Origin of the sequence: Bradyrhizobium sp. AZCC 1693 (assembly GCF_036924745.1) — a bacterium.
Classification (GTDB): Bacteria; Pseudomonadota; Alphaproteobacteria; order Rhizobiales; family Xanthobacteraceae; genus Bradyrhizobium.
In genome coordinates, this window is record NZ_JAZHSD010000001.1 from 7,469,184 (window position 1) to 7,485,334 (window position 16,151).

Sequence of the window (16,151 nt, forward strand, 5' to 3'; positions counted from 1 at the left end):
TTCGCTATTCGCCACTCGCCATTCGCGTGCTTCGAGATAACGGAACAAGTGAAACTGAGAGAATTGAAATGACCGGTGCTGAAACCCTCGACGTGGCGCGCGATGCGATCTGGACCATCGTGGTGGTGTCGTCGCCCTTGATGGTGATCGGGCTCGTGGTCGGCGTCGTGGTCTCGCTGTTCCAGGCGCTGACCCAGATCCAGGAACAGACGCTGATCTTCGTGCCGAAGATTCTCGCGATCTTCGTCACGCTGTTGCTGGCGTTGCCGTTCATGGCGGATTCGCTGCACAGTCATATGATGCGGATATCGTCGCGAATCATAGGCGGTTGATGCATTGTAAATGAATGCGCGTCGACATATCGCTGCTGCCGGCCCTTGCCGCCACCTTCATGCTGGTGTTTGCCCGCGTGGGCGCCATGGTGATGCTGTTGCCGGGATTCGGCGAGAGCAACATCCCGGTGCGCGTCAAGCTTGCGATCGCGCTCCTGCTGACGCTGATCATCCTGCCGCTGCACCGCACCGCCTACCACGTCGACCTGACCTCGATGACAGCGCTCGGCGTATTGATGGTGCACGAGATCGTCATCGGCATCGTGCTCGGCGCCACCGCGCGCGTCACGCTGTCGGCGCTGGCAGTGGCGGGTTCGGTGATCGCCCAGCAGCTCGGCCTCGGCTTCGTCACCGCCGTCGATCCGACCCAGGGGCAACAGGGCCTGCTGATTGGCAACTTCCTCACCATTTTAGGCATGACGCTGCTGTTTGCCACCGACAGCCATCATCTCGTGATCGCGGCGTTGAACGAGAGCTATCGTATTTTTTCGCCGGGCGAGCTGATGCCGAGCGGCGACGTCGCGGCGCTGGCGACGCGCGCCTTTGCCACCGCCTTCAAGATCGGCATGCAGCTCGCGGCGCCGTTTCTGGTGTTCGGCCTCGTCTTCAATATCGGGCTTGGCGTGCTGGCGCGGCTGATGCCGGCGATGCAGGTTTATTTCGTCGGCGTGCCGCTGTCGATCATGGTGGGCTTTCTGATCTTCGCGTTCGTCCTCACCGGAATGATGGCGACCTATCTCAACTACTTCATCGGCGTGATGCACGAGCTGACGCCGCTGAAATAGAGCATGATCCGGAAAAGTGGGTACTGGTTTTCCCTGGCGACAAACGCGGAGCGCGTTTGCGCGGAGATCATGCTCAAACAAAATGCTAGGACGCCGCGATGGCCGACGATACCGACGACAAAACAGAAGACCCTACGCAAAAACGTCTCGACGATGCGCTTGAAAAAGGGGACGTCGCCAAGAGCCAGGAGGTCAACACCTGGTTCATCATCGCGGGCGGCACGCTGATATTGTCGACCTTCTCGGGATCGGTCGGCGGCGGCATTCTGACGCCGCTGCGCAACCTGGTCGCCAATGCGGGTCAGCTTCGTGCCGACGGCGCGGCGCTGCTCGCGCTCGGCAACACGCTGGGCTATGCCGTGCTCGGCGCAATCGGCGTGCCGCTGTTGATGCTGGCGCTTGCCGCGATCGCCGGCAACATGATCCAGCACCGCCTGGTGTGGTCGTCGGAATCGCTGAAGCCGAAGTTCAGCAAGATTTCGCCCGGCGCCGGACTGAAACGCATCTTCGGCAAGCAGGCGGTGGCGAATTTCGCCAAGGGCCTGTTCAAGCTGATCGCGCTCGGCGCCGTCATGATGGCGGTGCTGTGGCCCGAGCGCCATCGCCTGGAATCGTTCCTGATGTTCGATCCTTCGGCGATCCTCGGCGTCACCACCAATCTGACGCTGCACCTGATGGGCGCGGTGGTCGCGATGCTGGCCGCGGTCGCGATCGCCGACTACTTCTTCCAGTACCGGCAATGGTACCAGCGGCAGAGGATGTCGCTGCAGGAGATCAAGGACGAGTTCAAGCAGTCCGAAGGCGACCCCCACATCAAGGGCAAGATCCGGCAGTTGCGCCAGCAGCGCATGAAGAAGCGCATGATGGCCGCCGTTCCCAACGCCAGCGTGGTCATCACCAACCCGACCCACTATTCGGTGGCGCTGTCCTACGATCGCGGTATGTCGGCGCCGATCTGCGTCGCCAAGGGCGTCGACAACGTCGCGTTCAAGATCAGGGAAATTGCCAAGAAGCACGACATCCCGATCGTGGAGAACGTGCCGCTGGCGCGCGCGCTTCATGCCACCGTCGATATCGACGAGGAGATTCCGGTCGAGCACTATCACGCGGTCGCTGAGATCATCGGCTACGTCATGAACCTGAAGAGCGGGCTTGCCGCCCGGAGAATGTGAAGGAACCGCTGGAAATCGCCTTGAAATGCCTTCAATCTGTCAAATAGCTGCCTGATGGGCTTGCGCTTGCGGGGCCGATTCAGGCACTCAGGAGGGGTGCGCCAGCCGAACGCGGGGTTACCCGTGGCCGGTGGATCCCGACCGGCGCGTGACCGCCTCGCCGAAGGGCAACGCCGCTTCATTATGACCGTCGAAACTGACAGCGATCCGCCGACCGAGCCCTTTGCGGCCCATGAACCGGCGCGGCGGGGCGGCAGCATCGTGCTGGTGCTGCTGGTGGCGGCCGGCATCGTGGCCGTGGCGGTGGGGCTGATGACCATCGGTCGCGCGCAGGCCCAGCCCTACATCCTCGGCGTGCTGGCGCTGCTCGCCATGGTCGGCCTGTTCAATCTGTTCGCTTTTGCCGCCGGTATCATCCGCTTCACCGACCGCGCCGCCGACGACCCCGTGATGGGCCGCATCGCCGATCACGCCCATGACGGTTTGGCCGTGACCGACCCGAAGGGCCATGTCGTCTATTCGAACGCCGCCTATCTGGCGTTGACGGGCGCCGCGAGCCGGCAGGACGTGCGGCCCGTCGAACGCGTCTTCATCGGCAATCCCGACGTCTCGGAGGCGGTATTCCGCCTGCTCAAGGCCGCCCGCGAAGGTAAGCGGCAGCAGGAGGAGGTCCGCATCGCCGGCTCTGACGGTTCACCGGGGCGCTGGCTGCGGATGCGGGTTCGTCCGCTCGGCCAAGGCAAGCGCGAGGCAAAATACGCGGTGTGGTCGATCGCCGATATCACGCGAGACCGCGAGCGCCAGGAAGATGTGTTCCGGGAGCTGCAGCACGCGATCGAATATCTCGACCATGCGCCCTGCGGATTCTTCTCGGTCAATCCGGCCGACGACGTCATCTATGTCAACGCCACGCTGGCGAACTGGCTCGATTACGATCTCGCCGAGATCGGCTCGGGTGGGCTGAAGCTCACCGACATCGTCTCCGGCGATGGCGCTGCGCTATTGACCTCGATCGTGGCGGTGCCCGGCGAGGTCAAGACCGAAGTGTTCGACATCGACCTGCGCATGCGTGGCGGCAAGACCATGCCGGTGCGGCTCTACCACAAGCTCGCCTTCGGCGCCGACGGCTCGCCGGGTTCTTCGCGCACGCTTGTGATCAGCCGCGCGCGCGACGAACATTCCGATCCCGAACGCGCCGCCGAAGTCCGCTTCATGCGATTCTTCGACCACACGCCGATGGCGATTGCGACGGTGGACCGTGCCGGCACTGTCGTCCGCGCCAATGCCCGCTTCGCCAAGCTCGCGCAAAACCTGAGCCCGGACGGCGCGGCCAACAAGTCGATCTTCCGCACCGTGAATGCGCGCGACCGCAGCCTTCTGATCGCGGCGATCAACCAGGCGGCGGAAGGGCAGGGCGACATCGCACCGGTCGAGGCCATGCTCGACGGCGCCAAGGAGCGCTGGGGACAGTTCTTCGTCACCGCGGTCGAGGAGGACGAGCGCGACACCGAGGCCGCCATCGTCTATCTCCTGGAGACCACCGAGCGGCGCACGCTGGAAAACCAGATCAACCAGTCGCAGAAGATGGACATGGTCGGCCAGCTCGCCGGCGGCATCGCGCACGATTTCAACAACGTGCTGTCCGCCATCATGATGGCCAACGACTTCCTGCTGAACGCGCACAAGCCGACCGATCCGTCGTTCCAGGACATCATGCAGATCAAGCAGAACGCGACCCGCGCGGCGACGCTGGTGCGGCAACTGCTCGCGTTCTCGCGCCGCCAGACGCTGCGGCCGCAGGTGCTCGACCTCGGCGACGCCTTGTCCGATCTCACCATGCTGCTGCGCCGATTGATCGGCGAGAAGGTCAAGCTCGACCTCGTGCATGGCCGCGACCTCTGGCCGGTCAAGGTCGACGTCTCGCAGTTCGAACAGGTGGTCGTCAATCTCGCGGTCAACGCCCGCGACGCGATGCCCGATGGCGGCAAGCTGACGGTGCGGACCGCCAATGTGACGGTGGATGAAGCCGCCCAGCTCGCCCACAAGGGCATGCCGGCCGCCGATTATGTGCGGATCGACATTTCCGATACCGGTACCGGAATCCCGGCCGACATCGTCGACAAGATTTTCGAACCCTTCTTCTCGACCAAGGAGGTCGGCAAGGGCACCGGGCTTGGTCTCTCGACGGTGTACGGCATCGTCAAGCAGACCGGCGGCTTCGTTTACGTCGATTCCACGCCCGGCGAGGGCACCACCTTCCGCATCTTCCTGCCGCGTCACCGGCCCGAACCGGAAGCGCAGCCGGAGGCGCAGGCGACCAACGGTACGGGCAAGGAAGGGTCGGCCGAACCGCCGAAGCCGCGGCCCGACCTGACCGGGCAGGGAACCATCCTGCTGGTGGAAGACGAGGATGGCCTGCGCTCCCTGAATGCGCGCGGCCTTCGTTCGCGCGGCTACAGCGTGATCGAGGCTTCCAACGGCATCGAGGCGATGGAGGCGCTCGACGAAAAGGACGGCGCGGTCGATCTCGTCGTCTCCGACGTCGTGATGCCGGAAATGGACGGCCCGACGCTGCTGCGCGAAATGCGCAAGCGCAATCCCAACCTTAAGATCATCTTCGTCTCAGGTTATGCCGAAGAGGCCTTCGACAAGAGCCTGCCGGAGAACGAACAGTTCGCCTTCCTGCCGAAACCGTTCGCACTGTCCGCGCTGGTCGAGAAGGTGAAGGAGACCATGACGGCGTCGTGAGTTCGGTCGGGCAGGCCGGCCATGAGGGGCTACGTCCTGGAACCCTGTCGTGCTCGCGCCTGTGGAACGGCAGGTGTTCTGCCGGGGCAGCGGACGAGGGCGCTCGCCACACCCCGTAATTGCTGCTAACCCCCTGCCAAATCGTCACATCCCCGCGACTGAGGGCCGCAGCCGCGGTTCCCGATAGTGGCTTCACTTTTAGGCATCTGTGCCCATCTTAGGGGCGCTTCCCCATCCTGGGGAACTGAGGAAAAAGCACATGAATTTCTCGCAAGGCACGCGCGGAATTGTTCGGGCACTGGCCATCGTCCTGTCCGTGGCGCTCCCGTTGGCGGTCGCGGTCTCGGAGGCTGACGCCCGCGTCGGCGGCGGCGGCAGTTCCGGTTCGCGGGGATCGCGAACCTATTCGGCGCCCCCGAGCACCACCACGGCGCCCGGCACAGCGCAGCCCATGAACCGTACCTTTACCCAGCCAGGCACGCCCGGCGTCGGCGCACCGGCGGCGGCCGGCGCGGCCAACAAGGGCGGCTTCTTCAATCGGCCCGGCATGGGCATGCTCGGCGGTCTTGCCGCGGGCTTCCTCGGCGCTGGCCTGCTCGGCATGCTGTTCGGCGGTGGCTTGTTCTCCGGCCTCGGCGGCCTGTCTTCGATCATTGGCCTGCTGCTGCAGGTCGCCCTGATCGTTATCGTGGTGCGGCTGGCGATGTCGTGGTGGCAGCGCCGCCATACACCGGCCTCCGCTTACGCGACGGGACCTGCTCCTGCCGCTGAAGGCCCCGGCGGCCAGACCAGCTTCCGCTCTGGACTGGGCGGCTTTGGACTGGGTTCGGGCAGCGCGCCGCTGGAAATTCAGCCGGCCGACTACGAAGCCTTCGAGCGGCTGCTCGGCGAGATCCAGGCCGCATGGTCGAACGAGGACGTCGCCAAACTGCATACGCTGGCGACGCCCGAGATGGTGTCCTACTTCTCCAAGGATCTCGAGGAGAACAAGGCCAATAACGACGTCAACAAGGTGACCGACGTCAAGCTGCTGCAGGGCGACCTCGCGGAAGCCTGGCGTGAAGGCGAAACCGATTTCGCCAGCGTGGCGATGCGGTTCTCCCTGGTCGACAAGACGCTGGAGCGCACCACCGGCCGTCTGGTCTCCGGCAGCGAAACGCCGATCGAAGCCACCGAAGTGTGGACCTTTGCCCGGCGGCGCGGCGCCGATTGGGAACTCTCGGCGATCCAGCAGACCAGCTGATCGCCACAACAAGACGAGGAAGGCGCTGCGGTTCGTTCCGCGGCGCCTTTTTCTTTGCCGGAATGCCCGTTTCATTTCGCGCCGGAATAATGGTCGCCATGATGTGTTGATGCCAACGAACCAAAAAACAACAGGGAGAAACCAGATGAAGAGCTTCGCCAGAATTGTTTCGCCGGCATGCTTTGCGCTTGCGGCCATATCGGCTCTCGCCGGCACCCCTGCGCAGGCGCAATCCGCCGATACCAGCTTCTTCCTGACCAGCAACGGCATCGGCAATGGCGGCAATCTCGGCGGGCTCGCCGGCGCCGACAATCACTGCCAGACATTGGCGCAGGCGGCAGGCGCCGGCGGCAAGACCTGGCGCGCCTACCTCTCGACGCAGGCCGCCGATGGTCAGCCTGCCATCAATGCGCGTGACCGCATCGGCAAGGGACCGTGGAAGAATGCGAAAGGCGCTATTGTCGCCAAGGACGTCGCCGATTTGCACGGCGCCAACGGCCTCATCAAGCAGACCACGCTCAGCGAGAAGGGCGAGGTCATCAATGGCCGCGGCGATACGCCCAACCGTCACGACGTGCTGACGGGATCGCAGCCCGACGGGTCAGCGTTTGCAGCCGGCGAGGATCGCACCTGCAAGAACTGGACGAGTTCGACTCAAGGTGCGGCGATGGTCGGTCATTCCGATCGCATGGGACTCCGCGACGACGACGCCTCGAAATCCTGGAACTCCTCGCACCCCTCGCGTGGCCCGGATGGCGGCTGCTCGCAGGCCGACCTGAAGAGCACGGGCGGCGACGGACTGTTCTATTGCTTCGCGGCGAACTGACGAGCGGAGGTGGATTGCAAGATCCGGGTGACGCGCCTCTCCATGGTGAGGAGCGCGCAGCGCGTCTCGAACCAGCACCTGTTGCGCTCCCGTCGCGCCGCGCTGCAGTACCTGCGGGTACCAAGCAAGCGTCTCGTGCCCCCGGACACAGGCGTTCCGGGGCTGCGAACCCGGCCCCATTCTACTTTGCATGGGGTTGTTTTCGATATTTTGTATCGGAGGCGTGCGGTATAGCGGCGATCAGATGCCGATGCACAGGAAGGCCGCCGTCAGGCGGCCTTTTTCTTTGCGCGCTTCTTGAAAGTCTTCTTCGAAGCTTTCTTCGGCGTTTTCTTGGCGCTCTTCTTGCTGCCGGTGAGGTAGGCGCCGACGTTCTTCGACGAATGCCCGACGGCGGCCACCGCGGCTTTCAGTCTGGCCGGCGTGACCTTGAACTTCTTCGACCAATAGCTGACTTCATAGGGCTGGCTCACCGCGATCCGTGCCCGGTCGGAGGCGTTGTGCTTCTGCAGCTTGATATAGGCGTCCACGTTCTTGGCGGAGTGCCCCACTTTCTTGACGGCGGCTTTCAGCCTGGCCGGCGTGATCTTGAATTTCTTCGACCAGTAGGCGACCTCGTAAGGCTCGCTCAACGCGATCAGCCCGCGATCGGCGCCGCCGCGCTTCTTCCTGTTGTCCGCCATCCGCATTCTCCTGTCGTATTGAGAAAATCGACGCTTCAAACGGGAGGCAACCTAACACGCCCGCTCGCATTCGGACAGATTCGGACCCTGTGGAGATCCGCGCGAGGCAGTCTGTGCCGCGACGGTCGCGCGGACGCCGCGTTTGGCGTGACGAACGAACCGCAAGATGATTTGTTATGTCGGTCAAACCGTCAGCGGAGGTGTCATCGATGCGTTACGAGCTCTATTACTGGCCGGGCATTCAGGGCCGTGGCGAATACGTCCGCCTCGCGCTGGAAGAGGCGGGCGCCCGTTACGCCGACGTCGCGCGCCGTGGCAACGGCATGGCTGCGATGATGCGAATGATGGAAACGCGGAAGGGCGCGCCGCCCTTCGCGCCGCCGTTCCTCAAAGACGGAAAGCTCGTGATCGGGCAGACCGCAAACATCCTGCTCTATCTGGGATCACGGCACGGGTTGGCGCCGAAGTCGGAGACCGGCAAACTCTGGGTACATCAATTGCAGCTCACGATCGCCGATCTGGTGCTGGAAGTCCACGACACTCATCACCCGCTCGGCCCGTCGCTTTATTACGAGGAGCAGAAAGCGCCGGCGAAGAAACGCACCGACGAATTCTGGAAATCGCGCGTGCCGAAATATCTCGGCTACTTCGAGGACCTGTTGGCGGCCAATGGCGGCACCTACGTCACCGGCCGCCGCCTGACCTACGTCGACCTGTCGCTGTTCCAGATCGTGGAAGGCCTGCGCTACGCCTTTCCGAAACGCATGAAGGCGTTCGAGCAGGAAATTCCTGGCTTGGTCGAACTGCGCGACCGCGTCGCGGCGCGGCCGAACATTAAAACGTATCTGGCGAGTGATCGAAGGATTGCGTTCAACGAGGAGGGGATTTTCCGGAGGTACAAGGTGCTGGATGGGTGATGCGTGAACTCGCCGTCATGGCCGGGCTTGACCCGGCCATCCACGTCTTGGCCCGCACGAGGGTAAGCAAGTCGTGGATGCCCGGGCCAAGCCCGGGCATGACGGGCCGTGATGACTACATGTTCCGCCCATCCACCGGCGTCATCTTCAGTTTCGACAGCTCGATGCCGTCGATGCAGCTCACATTCAGCGCCACCACATCGCTGCCATCGGGCTTCTTGCCGCGCGCGAACACGTCGACGCCGCAATCGACGCAGAGCTGATGGTGGATTGCGTGCTTGTTGAAGAGATATTCCTTCAGGTTTTCCTCGCCGGCGCGAAGCTGAAAACTCTTCGGATCGAGGAAGGTGAAATGCAGCCCCTTCTTGGTGCAGATCGAGCAGTTGCAGGCGGTGACCATTGCAAGGTCGGTGGTGCATTCGAAGCGTACCTGGCCGCAATGGCAGCCGCCGGTATAGGTCTTGCTGTCGGGCATCGCGATCTGCCTCTCTCACCAAAGTCCGGGCACCAGACGATAGCGCACGCGCTCGGCATAGTCAGCATAATCAGGCAGCCCTTCGACCAGCGCGCGCTCCTCGATGCGGGCGCGAATGGCGAAGAGAATGGCAAACACCGGCGCGATCGCCACGCCCCACCACGATCCGAGGAGCAACGGTATTCCAAGGAAGTACAGCATGATGCCGCTGTACATGGGATGACGGACGAAGGCGTAGGGCCCGCTCGAGATCACGCGTTGGTGGCGGGCGGCCTGCACCTTGACGACCGGTGCGGCGAACGAATTCTCGCGGAACACCCACATGATGAAGGCGATCGAGAGCAGATACATCGCAAGGCCGAGCACCTGCAGCAGCAGCGGAACGTCGGAGGCGTTCGCGCGCCGGTCGAGGCCGATCGCAACAAGCCATAGCAACAGCGCCAGGAAGAAGATCAGCATGAAGATCTTGTCGGCGGCAGGCTGGTTGGCCTGAAACGTCGGCCGCAAGCGCTCGGCGAGCAGCGCCGGATCGGTCCTGGCTAGCCACAATCCGCAGGCGGGACCAAGGATGGCGCTGACGATCAGCATTACCCACGCCGCTGGCCAACCCAGCGAACCCGCCGTGGCGAACAATAGCGCGCCGATGGCAACGACGACGATGGTGTTTTGCAGCAGAAGCCTTGCGATCATGCCAGGGTTCCGTTCCCCCGTGGCAGCATGATCGCGTGATTTTCCGGCAAACTTGCGGCGCTGGTTTCGTCCCGATCGGGACGCCAGCGGTTACGCCAGTTGGTCGATCCGCGTTCCCTGACCCGGCGGCAGGGGAGCAACCAGCGTCGGCTTCGGCGTGCGGGTGCCGTCGGCGGCAGCGCCGTTCTGGACGTCGGGGGTCTTGTCGGGAGCCTTAAACACGGGGACTTCAGGCGGTTTGACCACCACCGTTGCGGGCACAGCGGAGACATTCATCGGAAGCGTCCTTTTGGTTGCTTCCGACACTGGCCGGGGTGAAGCGAAGGATTGGTGAATCCGCCGCAGCAATCCCGCGCCGACGCCGTCAATCCCGGCCAATGGTGAACGGGCGACTCGCGGAATCGTTACAATGCGACGGATCGGGAGCGGCTACTCGTCCTTGCCGCGGGTCACCACGATCGAAGCCTCGGTCTTGGTGCGTGTGCATTCCATGTTGAGCCGGCGGAAGCGCATGGAAACCTTGTCGCCGCGGAGTAAGCCCATGCGCTTGATGCAGCGCGAGGACCCAGTCGCAACATCGGGCTTCGGGATGGTGAAGATGAGAGCGCCGGCCGAGGCGATCAGTTCGAAGAATTGCGGCTTCGGCTTGCGCTCAGCCTTGGCATAGAGCTCGACGGAATAGTTGCGGCCGCGGCAGCCGAGCGACAGCTCTTTCGCCGCCGGATGCGTCAGATAGATCATGTTGCCGGTGTTGACGCTGACCTTGAGGCCGTCGATCTGGTTCTTCATTTCCTTGGCGATATCGTCGCAGCGGTCGGCCTGCGCCGGCGATGCGCCGACCATAGCCACCAGCGCCAGCGTGGCGGCAAGCAAGGTCGGTCGGCGAAATTGTGGTCCCAAAGCCATTGTGAATGCCCCTTTGCGCCATTGAACCCCGCGCGCGAATTTCCTGCAAGGGCCGCGCGCGGAAGTCAACTTGCATGTCAGAAACCGTAGAGGAAGACGCTGATGCCGAAGGCGATCACGGCCAGCACGTCGAATAGCGTGGGAATGCTGACCAGCAGCGCGGCGAGCCCAAGCCGCTCCTTGCGTGCGGCGAGCGCGATGGCGCAGGCGCCCAGCAGCGGAAACGCGATGATCTGGACCGGGGTCTGGAAGGCAGAGAGGCCGCCGAAATCGAGGCCATGCCGCACCACCGAAGGCATGTAGTTCAGCCAGTTCATCACCACGAGCGTGCCCAGCGCCATGATCGCGTAACGCAGCCGGCCAGCGGTGGCAAACGCCAGCGCCGCCAGCGCCAGCAGGGGATGGCTTGCAACGTACGCCTTGATGATCGCGCCACCGAGGCCGGGGCCGGGAATTTCCGACATGTCACCGAACAACATCGGCGCGTGCGAAAGCCCGTCGAAGGCTTCGATCGCGGCAACGATGATCAGAAGCAGATAGAGTCCGAGCAGCCGCGGCGCGCGAACCGGGACAGGGGCTGCGTCAGGCAATGGGGTGGCGGAGTTCATTACGATCGCTATCGGTTCAGGGAGCATTGGAAATCTCCGATTTGTCTGAAGAGGGCCCGGAACGGTTCAACGGCGATTGGCGGCCGTATTGACCGGCTTCGGCCGCATCTGGCGGGCAAGCAAAACCTTCCTTTTGCTCGAAAAATGCTTAGAACGGGTCTACTGCGGCGGCGCCGTTTGGGCCGCCGCCGGCTCCAACCCGAGATATCGACATGAACGCCCCGACTGCTTTTCCCGACCAGAAACCCGTTCCGCCCTACAAGCATACGCCGCTGTTTCCGCTGGGGCCGGACATAACGCCCTACAAGAAGATTACAGCCGAGGGCGTGCGGGTCGAAAAGGTGCTCGGCAAGGACATGCTCGTCGTGTCACGTGACGCGCTGCGGGCGCTGTCGGAGGCAGCCTTCGGTGACATCAATCATTACCTGCGGCCGGGACACCTGAAGCAGTTGCGCTCAATCCTGGAAGACAAGGAAGCCAGCGACAACGACAAGTTCGTCGCCTTCGACTTCCTGAAGAACGCCAACATCGCCGCCGGCGGCGTGCTGCCGATGTGTCAGGACACCGGCACCGCGATCATCATGGGCAAGAAGGGCTGCAACGTCATCACCGACGGCGACGATGAGGCCGCGCTCTCGGAAGGCGCGCGCGACGCTTACTTGCGCCGTAACCTGCGCTATTCGCAGGTGGCGCCGCTGTCGATGTATGAGGAGAAGAACACCGCCAACAACATGCCGGCGCAGTGCGAGATCTACGCCGAGGGTGGCTCTTCAGAAATAGACTCGGCCTACAAGTTCATGTTCATGGCCAAGGGCGGCGGTTCCGCCAACAAGAGCTTTCTGTTCCAGGCAACGCCGTCCGTCCTGACCAAGGACCGCCTGCTGGCGTTCCTGAAGGAGAAGGTGCTGACGCTCGGCACCGCCGCGTGCCCGCCATATCACCTCGCCATCGTGATCGGCGGCACCTCGGCTGAACTTTGCATGAAGACGGTGAAGCTGGCTTCGGCGCGTTATCTCGATGCGCTGCCGACCCACGGCTCGGCTGATGGCAACGCCTTCCGCGACCTGGAGATGGAGCAGGAAATTCTGAAGATGACGCAGTCGCTCGGCGTCGGCGCGCAGTTCGGCGGCAAGTATTTCTGCCACGACGTGCGCGTGATCCGGATGCCGCGCCACGGCGCGTCGCTGCCGATCGGGCTCGGCGTATCGTGCTCGGCGGACCGTCAGGTGCTTGGCAAGATCACGAAAGACGGCGTCTATCTCGAGGAGCTTGAGCATAACCCGGCGCAGTATCTGCCGGCGGTGGAACAGTCGCTCGGCGGCGAGGTCGTCAAGATCGACCTCAACCAGCCGATGAAGGAAATTCTGGCGACGCTGTCGCAATATCCGATCAAGACGCGCGTCTCGATGACCGGCACCATGATCGTGGCCCGCGATTCCGCCCACGCCAAATTGCGCGAGCGGCTGGAGAAGGGCGAGCCGTTGCCGGATTACTTCAAGAACCATCCGGTGTATTACGCCGGTCCCGCCAAGACGCCCGACGGCTACGCCTCCGGCGCGTTCGGCCCGACCACCGCGGGGCGGATGGATTCCTTCGTCGACCAGTTCCAGGCGGCGGGCGGATCGATGGTGATGGTGGCCAAGGGCAACCGCGCGGTGGCGGTGCGCGAGGCCTGCAAGAAGCACGGCGGCTTCTATCTCGGCTCGATCGGCGGTGCGGCGGCAAACCTCGCCGAGCACTGCATCAAGAAGGTCGAGGTCGTGGAATATCCCGAACTCGGCATGGAAGCGATCTGGCGCATCGAGGTCGAGGATTTCCCGGCCTTCATCATCATCGACGACAAGGGCAACGACTTCTTCAAGGAATTGAATCTGGGGTGACCTGTTCGCGTTCGGCGTGAAATGTGAGCGAGGACGCGATGATCGAGTGGTTCGACGACCTGAAGATCGGGATGCGCTTCAAGAGTGAGGCGGCGACGGTGTCGAAGGAGGACATCATCCGCTTCGCCAAAGAGTACGATCCGCAGCCGTTTCATCTCGATGAGGAGGCGGCCAAGAAGTCCATTCTCGGGGGCCTCGCCGCCTCCGGATGGCAGACGGCGGCGATCGCCATGCGGCTCGCCGCGAGCGCGCGCCCGTTCGGGCCGCATCCGCTGTTCGGCGCCGGCGTCGACGATCTGCGCTGGCTGAAGCCGGTGCGGCCCGGCGACACCATTTTTCTCGAAGGGGAGGTGGTGGAATTGGCGGCGTCGCGCACGAAGCCGCAAGGAATCGCCCGGGTCAAGTGGACCGCCTACAACCAGCATGGCGAAGCGGTCTATACCTTCAATCCGATTGCAATCGTGCCCAGCCGGCCGAAGTGAGCAAGAGGTCGGGCTGCAGGGCGCTTGGCCTCGACGGGTTCAGCAAAGGCTGGGTCGCCGTTCTCCTCGACGGTGACGTGCAGGAAATCTCTTTTCATCGCGACATCACGGACGCGCTGTCGCGTTCTTGCGACAGAGCGGGGATCGATATCCCGATCGGGATGAGCGATCACGGCGAACGCTACTGCGACCTGCTGGCTCGCGCAAAATTGCGACCGCACGCGTCGCGCGTCTTTGCCGGCGCTCGCCGCTGGCTGTGGTCGGAGTTCAGCGATCCCAATGATGCCAACCGGGAGGCGCAGCGGCGCGGGCAGAAGCGGGTGTCCCGCCAGCTCTGGCATCTGGGTGTGAAGATCATGGAGGTCGACGCGTTCGTGCGCGCGAATCCATCTCGCGATATTCGCGAGGTGCATCCCGAACTGGTGTTTCTGCGATTGAACGACAACGAGCCCTTGCCGTCGAAGAAATCCGCCGGGGGAGTTGCGCTGCGCCGCGCGCTGCTCAAGCAATCAGGCTTTCGGCAGATCGATCGCTGGCTGACCGACGAACGTAGCGGTGCAAAGCCTGACGATGTGCTGGATGCCTGCGCGGTTGCGATTGCGGCCCGCGAGCCTGCGGGCAGCGTCCCCGAGGGGGCGCCGCCCGTTGATGCGCACGGCTTGCCGATGCGGATCTGGTTTTAGGGGGAGAACCTACGCCCGCGCCCCCGTGAAGGGGAAGCTGCCCATCGGGCCGATGCCCATTTCGCCGGACATGCTGTCGCCGGAAACCTTGCCGGTGAAGGCAAGCGTGAGCGGCATCGGGTTGGTGATGGAGATCTTCCAGGCGACGTCGTCGCCGTTGACGGTGCCGTCAAAGATTTCGCCGGAATTGCCGTCGGCGCCCTGCGTCCCCGTCAGCGCGCCGCCCGCGCTCGTCAGCGACAGCGTGGCCTTGCGCTCGCCCATCGGCGTGCTCATGGTGATGTTCCAGTTTCCGTCCACGGCCATCTTTGTCTCCCCGACATTTCTTCCCGGCAAACCGGAATGGCTTGCGAGATCCGCTCAACTCGATCGGCGGTATAGCCTATCTCGCCATACAAGCCCAACCGTCTCAAGCGTCCTTTTGACGCGTATTTTTCAGGCGCGCTGGGCGGCAGCGCGAAGCCGGCCGCCGACCAAAACACGAAACGCGACGTATTGAATTGCGAAGGCGGCAATCTTGGCGCCGACCAGCACGACCGTCACGTAGAACGTCCACAGTTTCATGTCGCCGGTCATGGCGACAGCGATGGTGCCGGCGGCGAGCACGAAACACAGTCCGGCCCAGGCATAGCCCGCGAACGTGACATATTCGGGAATGGTCTGTGTCACGATCGCCGGCATATAGCGCAACATCCAGCCGCGCTTGAGCATGATGATGCCGATCGCGAAATGCCCGATCGCGGGCTTCGCCAGCACGAAGCGGGGGTCGTGGGTCAACAGCGTCGCGCTGCCGAGCACGATGACGAGCGCCAGGCTCGCCCACGTCATGTAGCCGAGCTCCTTGCCCTTGATGCGCGAGTAGATCACCTGCGCGATGGCACCGGCGATGGCGACGCCCGTCGCCAGCAGCACGTTGTCGGTGGCAAGGTAGATCGCAATGAACAAGATGGTGGAGAAAAAATCGGCGGCCAGTCTGGCGAATACGTCCTTCATCGTCTTGCTCTCTGCTGCTGATGTTTCGGCTGGAGTGGTATCTTAATTGGTGCCGGGGAGGGCGTTCGCAGGCGGTGTACCATACTTCGCCTTGCGATATTGTGGATACCATGCCGTGAAGAAGGCGGCGCTGTTGCGGGCAGCGAACGCGATCACAAGTCCCGACCATAGCGGCAAGCCCGGCACATAGATCGTCAGCACGTTGCCGATGATCATCAGCACGAAAGCGCCGGTCCAGGCCCAGGTGATGATGTAGGTCGCCTTCAAAAAGTCGGGCAGCCTGGCCGTGGCGGCATCGACTTCCTCCAGCGCATATTGCAGCACGAACGGCCTGCGGATGGCGATCGATGCCAGCGAGATCGCAAGCACGCCGACATCGGCTGCGAGCTTCACGGCCGAACTGCTCAGGTTCGGGTCGATCAGCGTGACGTAGGCGCCAATGCCGGAGAAGACGACGACGCTGCCGGTGCCAAGCATCTTGACCGAGCGGCCACGCGCGATGTCGATACCGATGACAGCGAGGCAGATCGCGGCCGCTGCGAACAGGCTGATTTGGGCTGATGTCACCAGCATCAGCAGGGCGAACGAACCGAACGGGGCGAGGATCAGGAAGATAGTCATGGCAGTCTCTCAGGGGCCTAATCTTTACATCGTAAAGATAGACTAGGGGTGAGGCCGGGAGTCGTCAAGAAAAATCTTTACAGTGTCAAAATTAAATTCGGAAGCAA

The 16,151-nt window shown here is 63.2% G+C and carries 19 protein-coding genes; 10 read left to right on the forward strand and 9 right to left on the reverse strand.

Annotated features, from left to right (window positions below):
* The first annotated feature begins 68 nt into the window (after positions 1–68).
* The 6 genes from fliQ (at position 69) to V1293_RS35415 (ending at position 7,106) form a co-directional block, all read left to right on the forward strand.
* Positions 69–332, forward strand: coding sequence for a flagellar biosynthesis protein FliQ (fliQ, locus tag V1293_RS35390; protein WP_025588824.1), 264 nt, complete (start codon positions 69–71; stop codon positions 330–332).
* A gap of 14 nt (positions 333–346) precedes the next feature.
* On the forward strand, positions 347–1,117 hold the full coding sequence (fliR, locus tag V1293_RS35395; protein ID WP_334516367.1) for a flagellar biosynthetic protein FliR: 771 nt from the start codon (positions 347–349) through the stop codon (positions 1,115–1,117).
* Between the two features lie 98 nt (positions 1,118–1,215).
* Entirely contained in the window at positions 1,216–2,289 is a 1,074-nt protein-coding gene (flhB, locus tag V1293_RS35400) for a flagellar biosynthesis protein FlhB (protein WP_334516369.1), read from the forward strand.
* Positions 2,290–2,472: 183 nt separating this feature from the next.
* The gene (gene cckA, locus V1293_RS35405) at positions 2,473–5,037 is read left to right on the forward strand and encodes a cell cycle histidine kinase CckA (RefSeq protein ID WP_334516370.1); all 2,565 of its coding nucleotides are present in this window, start codon (positions 2,473–2,475) and stop codon (positions 5,035–5,037) included.
* A gap of 259 nt (positions 5,038–5,296) precedes the next feature.
* A complete protein-coding gene (locus V1293_RS35410) occupies positions 5,297–6,280 on the forward strand; it encodes a Tim44 domain-containing protein (RefSeq protein ID WP_334516371.1) in 984 nt (327 codons plus the stop codon).
* A gap of 145 nt (positions 6,281–6,425) precedes the next feature.
* Positions 6,426–7,106 carry a lectin gene (locus V1293_RS35415; RefSeq protein ID WP_334516373.1) on the forward strand — a complete coding sequence of 227 codons (681 nt, stop codon included), beginning with the start codon at positions 6,426–6,428 and terminating at the stop codon, positions 7,104–7,106.
* Between the two features lie 269 nt (positions 7,107–7,375).
* Here the strand turns inward: V1293_RS35415 and V1293_RS35420 are convergent, their stop codons facing one another.
* Complete coding sequence (locus tag V1293_RS35420) at positions 7,376–7,789, reverse strand: DUF3606 domain-containing protein (RefSeq protein WP_334516375.1); 414 nt, start codon at positions 7,787–7,789, stop codon at positions 7,376–7,378.
* A 209-nt stretch (positions 7,790–7,998) separates the two neighbouring features.
* On the opposite strand from V1293_RS35420, the gene V1293_RS35425 reads away from it, so the two are divergent.
* Positions 7,999–8,706, forward strand: coding sequence for a glutathione S-transferase (locus V1293_RS35425; RefSeq protein WP_334516377.1), 708 nt, complete (start codon positions 7,999–8,001; stop codon positions 8,704–8,706).
* A 115-nt stretch (positions 8,707–8,821) separates the two neighbouring features.
* On the opposite strand, the gene V1293_RS35430 is transcribed toward V1293_RS35425, so the two are convergent.
* The 5 genes from V1293_RS35430 to V1293_RS35450 form a co-directional block, all read right to left on the reverse strand.
* Entirely contained in the window at positions 8,822–9,181 is a 360-nt protein-coding gene (locus V1293_RS35430) for a GFA family protein (RefSeq protein WP_334516378.1), read from the reverse strand.
* 15 nt (positions 9,182–9,196) lie between these two features.
* Positions 9,197–9,871: a methyltransferase family protein gene (locus tag V1293_RS35435; RefSeq protein ID WP_334516379.1), complete on the reverse strand. Its 675-nt coding sequence runs from the start codon at positions 9,869–9,871 to the stop codon at positions 9,197–9,199.
* A gap of 90 nt (positions 9,872–9,961) precedes the next feature.
* Positions 9,962–10,147, reverse strand: a complete 186-nt coding sequence (locus tag V1293_RS35440; RefSeq protein WP_334516381.1) for a hypothetical protein — start codon at positions 10,145–10,147, stop codon at positions 9,962–9,964.
* Between the two features lie 153 nt (positions 10,148–10,300).
* Complete coding sequence (locus V1293_RS35445) at positions 10,301–10,777, reverse strand: hypothetical protein (protein WP_334516382.1); 477 nt, start codon at positions 10,775–10,777, stop codon at positions 10,301–10,303.
* Between the two features lie 77 nt (positions 10,778–10,854).
* Positions 10,855–11,412: a hypothetical protein gene (locus V1293_RS35450; protein WP_334516384.1), complete on the reverse strand. Its 558-nt coding sequence runs from the start codon at positions 11,410–11,412 to the stop codon at positions 10,855–10,857.
* A gap of 185 nt (positions 11,413–11,597) precedes the next feature.
* On the opposite strand from V1293_RS35450, the gene V1293_RS35455 reads away from it, so the two are divergent.
* Genes V1293_RS35455 through V1293_RS35465 form a run of 3 tightly spaced genes read left to right on the forward strand, consistent with a single transcriptional unit; the run spans position 11,598 to position 14,430 of the window.
* Positions 11,598–13,265: a fumarate hydratase gene (locus V1293_RS35455; RefSeq protein ID WP_334516386.1), complete on the forward strand. Its 1,668-nt coding sequence runs from the start codon at positions 11,598–11,600 to the stop codon at positions 13,263–13,265.
* A gap of 38 nt (positions 13,266–13,303) precedes the next feature.
* On the forward strand, positions 13,304–13,747 hold the full coding sequence (locus tag V1293_RS35460) for a MaoC family dehydratase (RefSeq protein ID WP_057900711.1): 444 nt from the start codon (positions 13,304–13,306) through the stop codon (positions 13,745–13,747).
* The gene (locus V1293_RS35465) at positions 13,744–14,430 is read left to right on the forward strand and encodes a DUF429 domain-containing protein (protein ID WP_334516388.1); all 687 of its coding nucleotides are present in this window, start codon (positions 13,744–13,746) and stop codon (positions 14,428–14,430) included. Before V1293_RS35460 ends, V1293_RS35465 begins: the two co-directional genes overlap by 4 nt.
* Before the next feature lie 9 nt (positions 14,431–14,439).
* Here the strand turns inward: V1293_RS35465 and V1293_RS35470 are convergent, their stop codons facing one another.
* The 3 genes from V1293_RS35470 to V1293_RS35480 form a co-directional block, all read right to left on the reverse strand.
* Positions 14,440–14,736: a hypothetical protein gene (locus tag V1293_RS35470; RefSeq protein WP_334516390.1), complete on the reverse strand. Its 297-nt coding sequence runs from the start codon at positions 14,734–14,736 to the stop codon at positions 14,440–14,442.
* Positions 14,737–14,865: 129 nt separating this feature from the next.
* The gene (locus tag V1293_RS35475) at positions 14,866–15,423 is read right to left on the reverse strand and encodes an inner membrane-spanning protein YciB (protein WP_334516391.1); all 558 of its coding nucleotides are present in this window, start codon (positions 15,421–15,423) and stop codon (positions 14,866–14,868) included.
* Positions 15,424–15,465: 42 nt separating this feature from the next.
* Entirely contained in the window at positions 15,466–16,044 is a 579-nt protein-coding gene (locus tag V1293_RS35480) for a hypothetical protein (RefSeq protein WP_334516392.1), read from the reverse strand.
* Positions 16,045–16,151 lie beyond the last annotated feature (107 nt).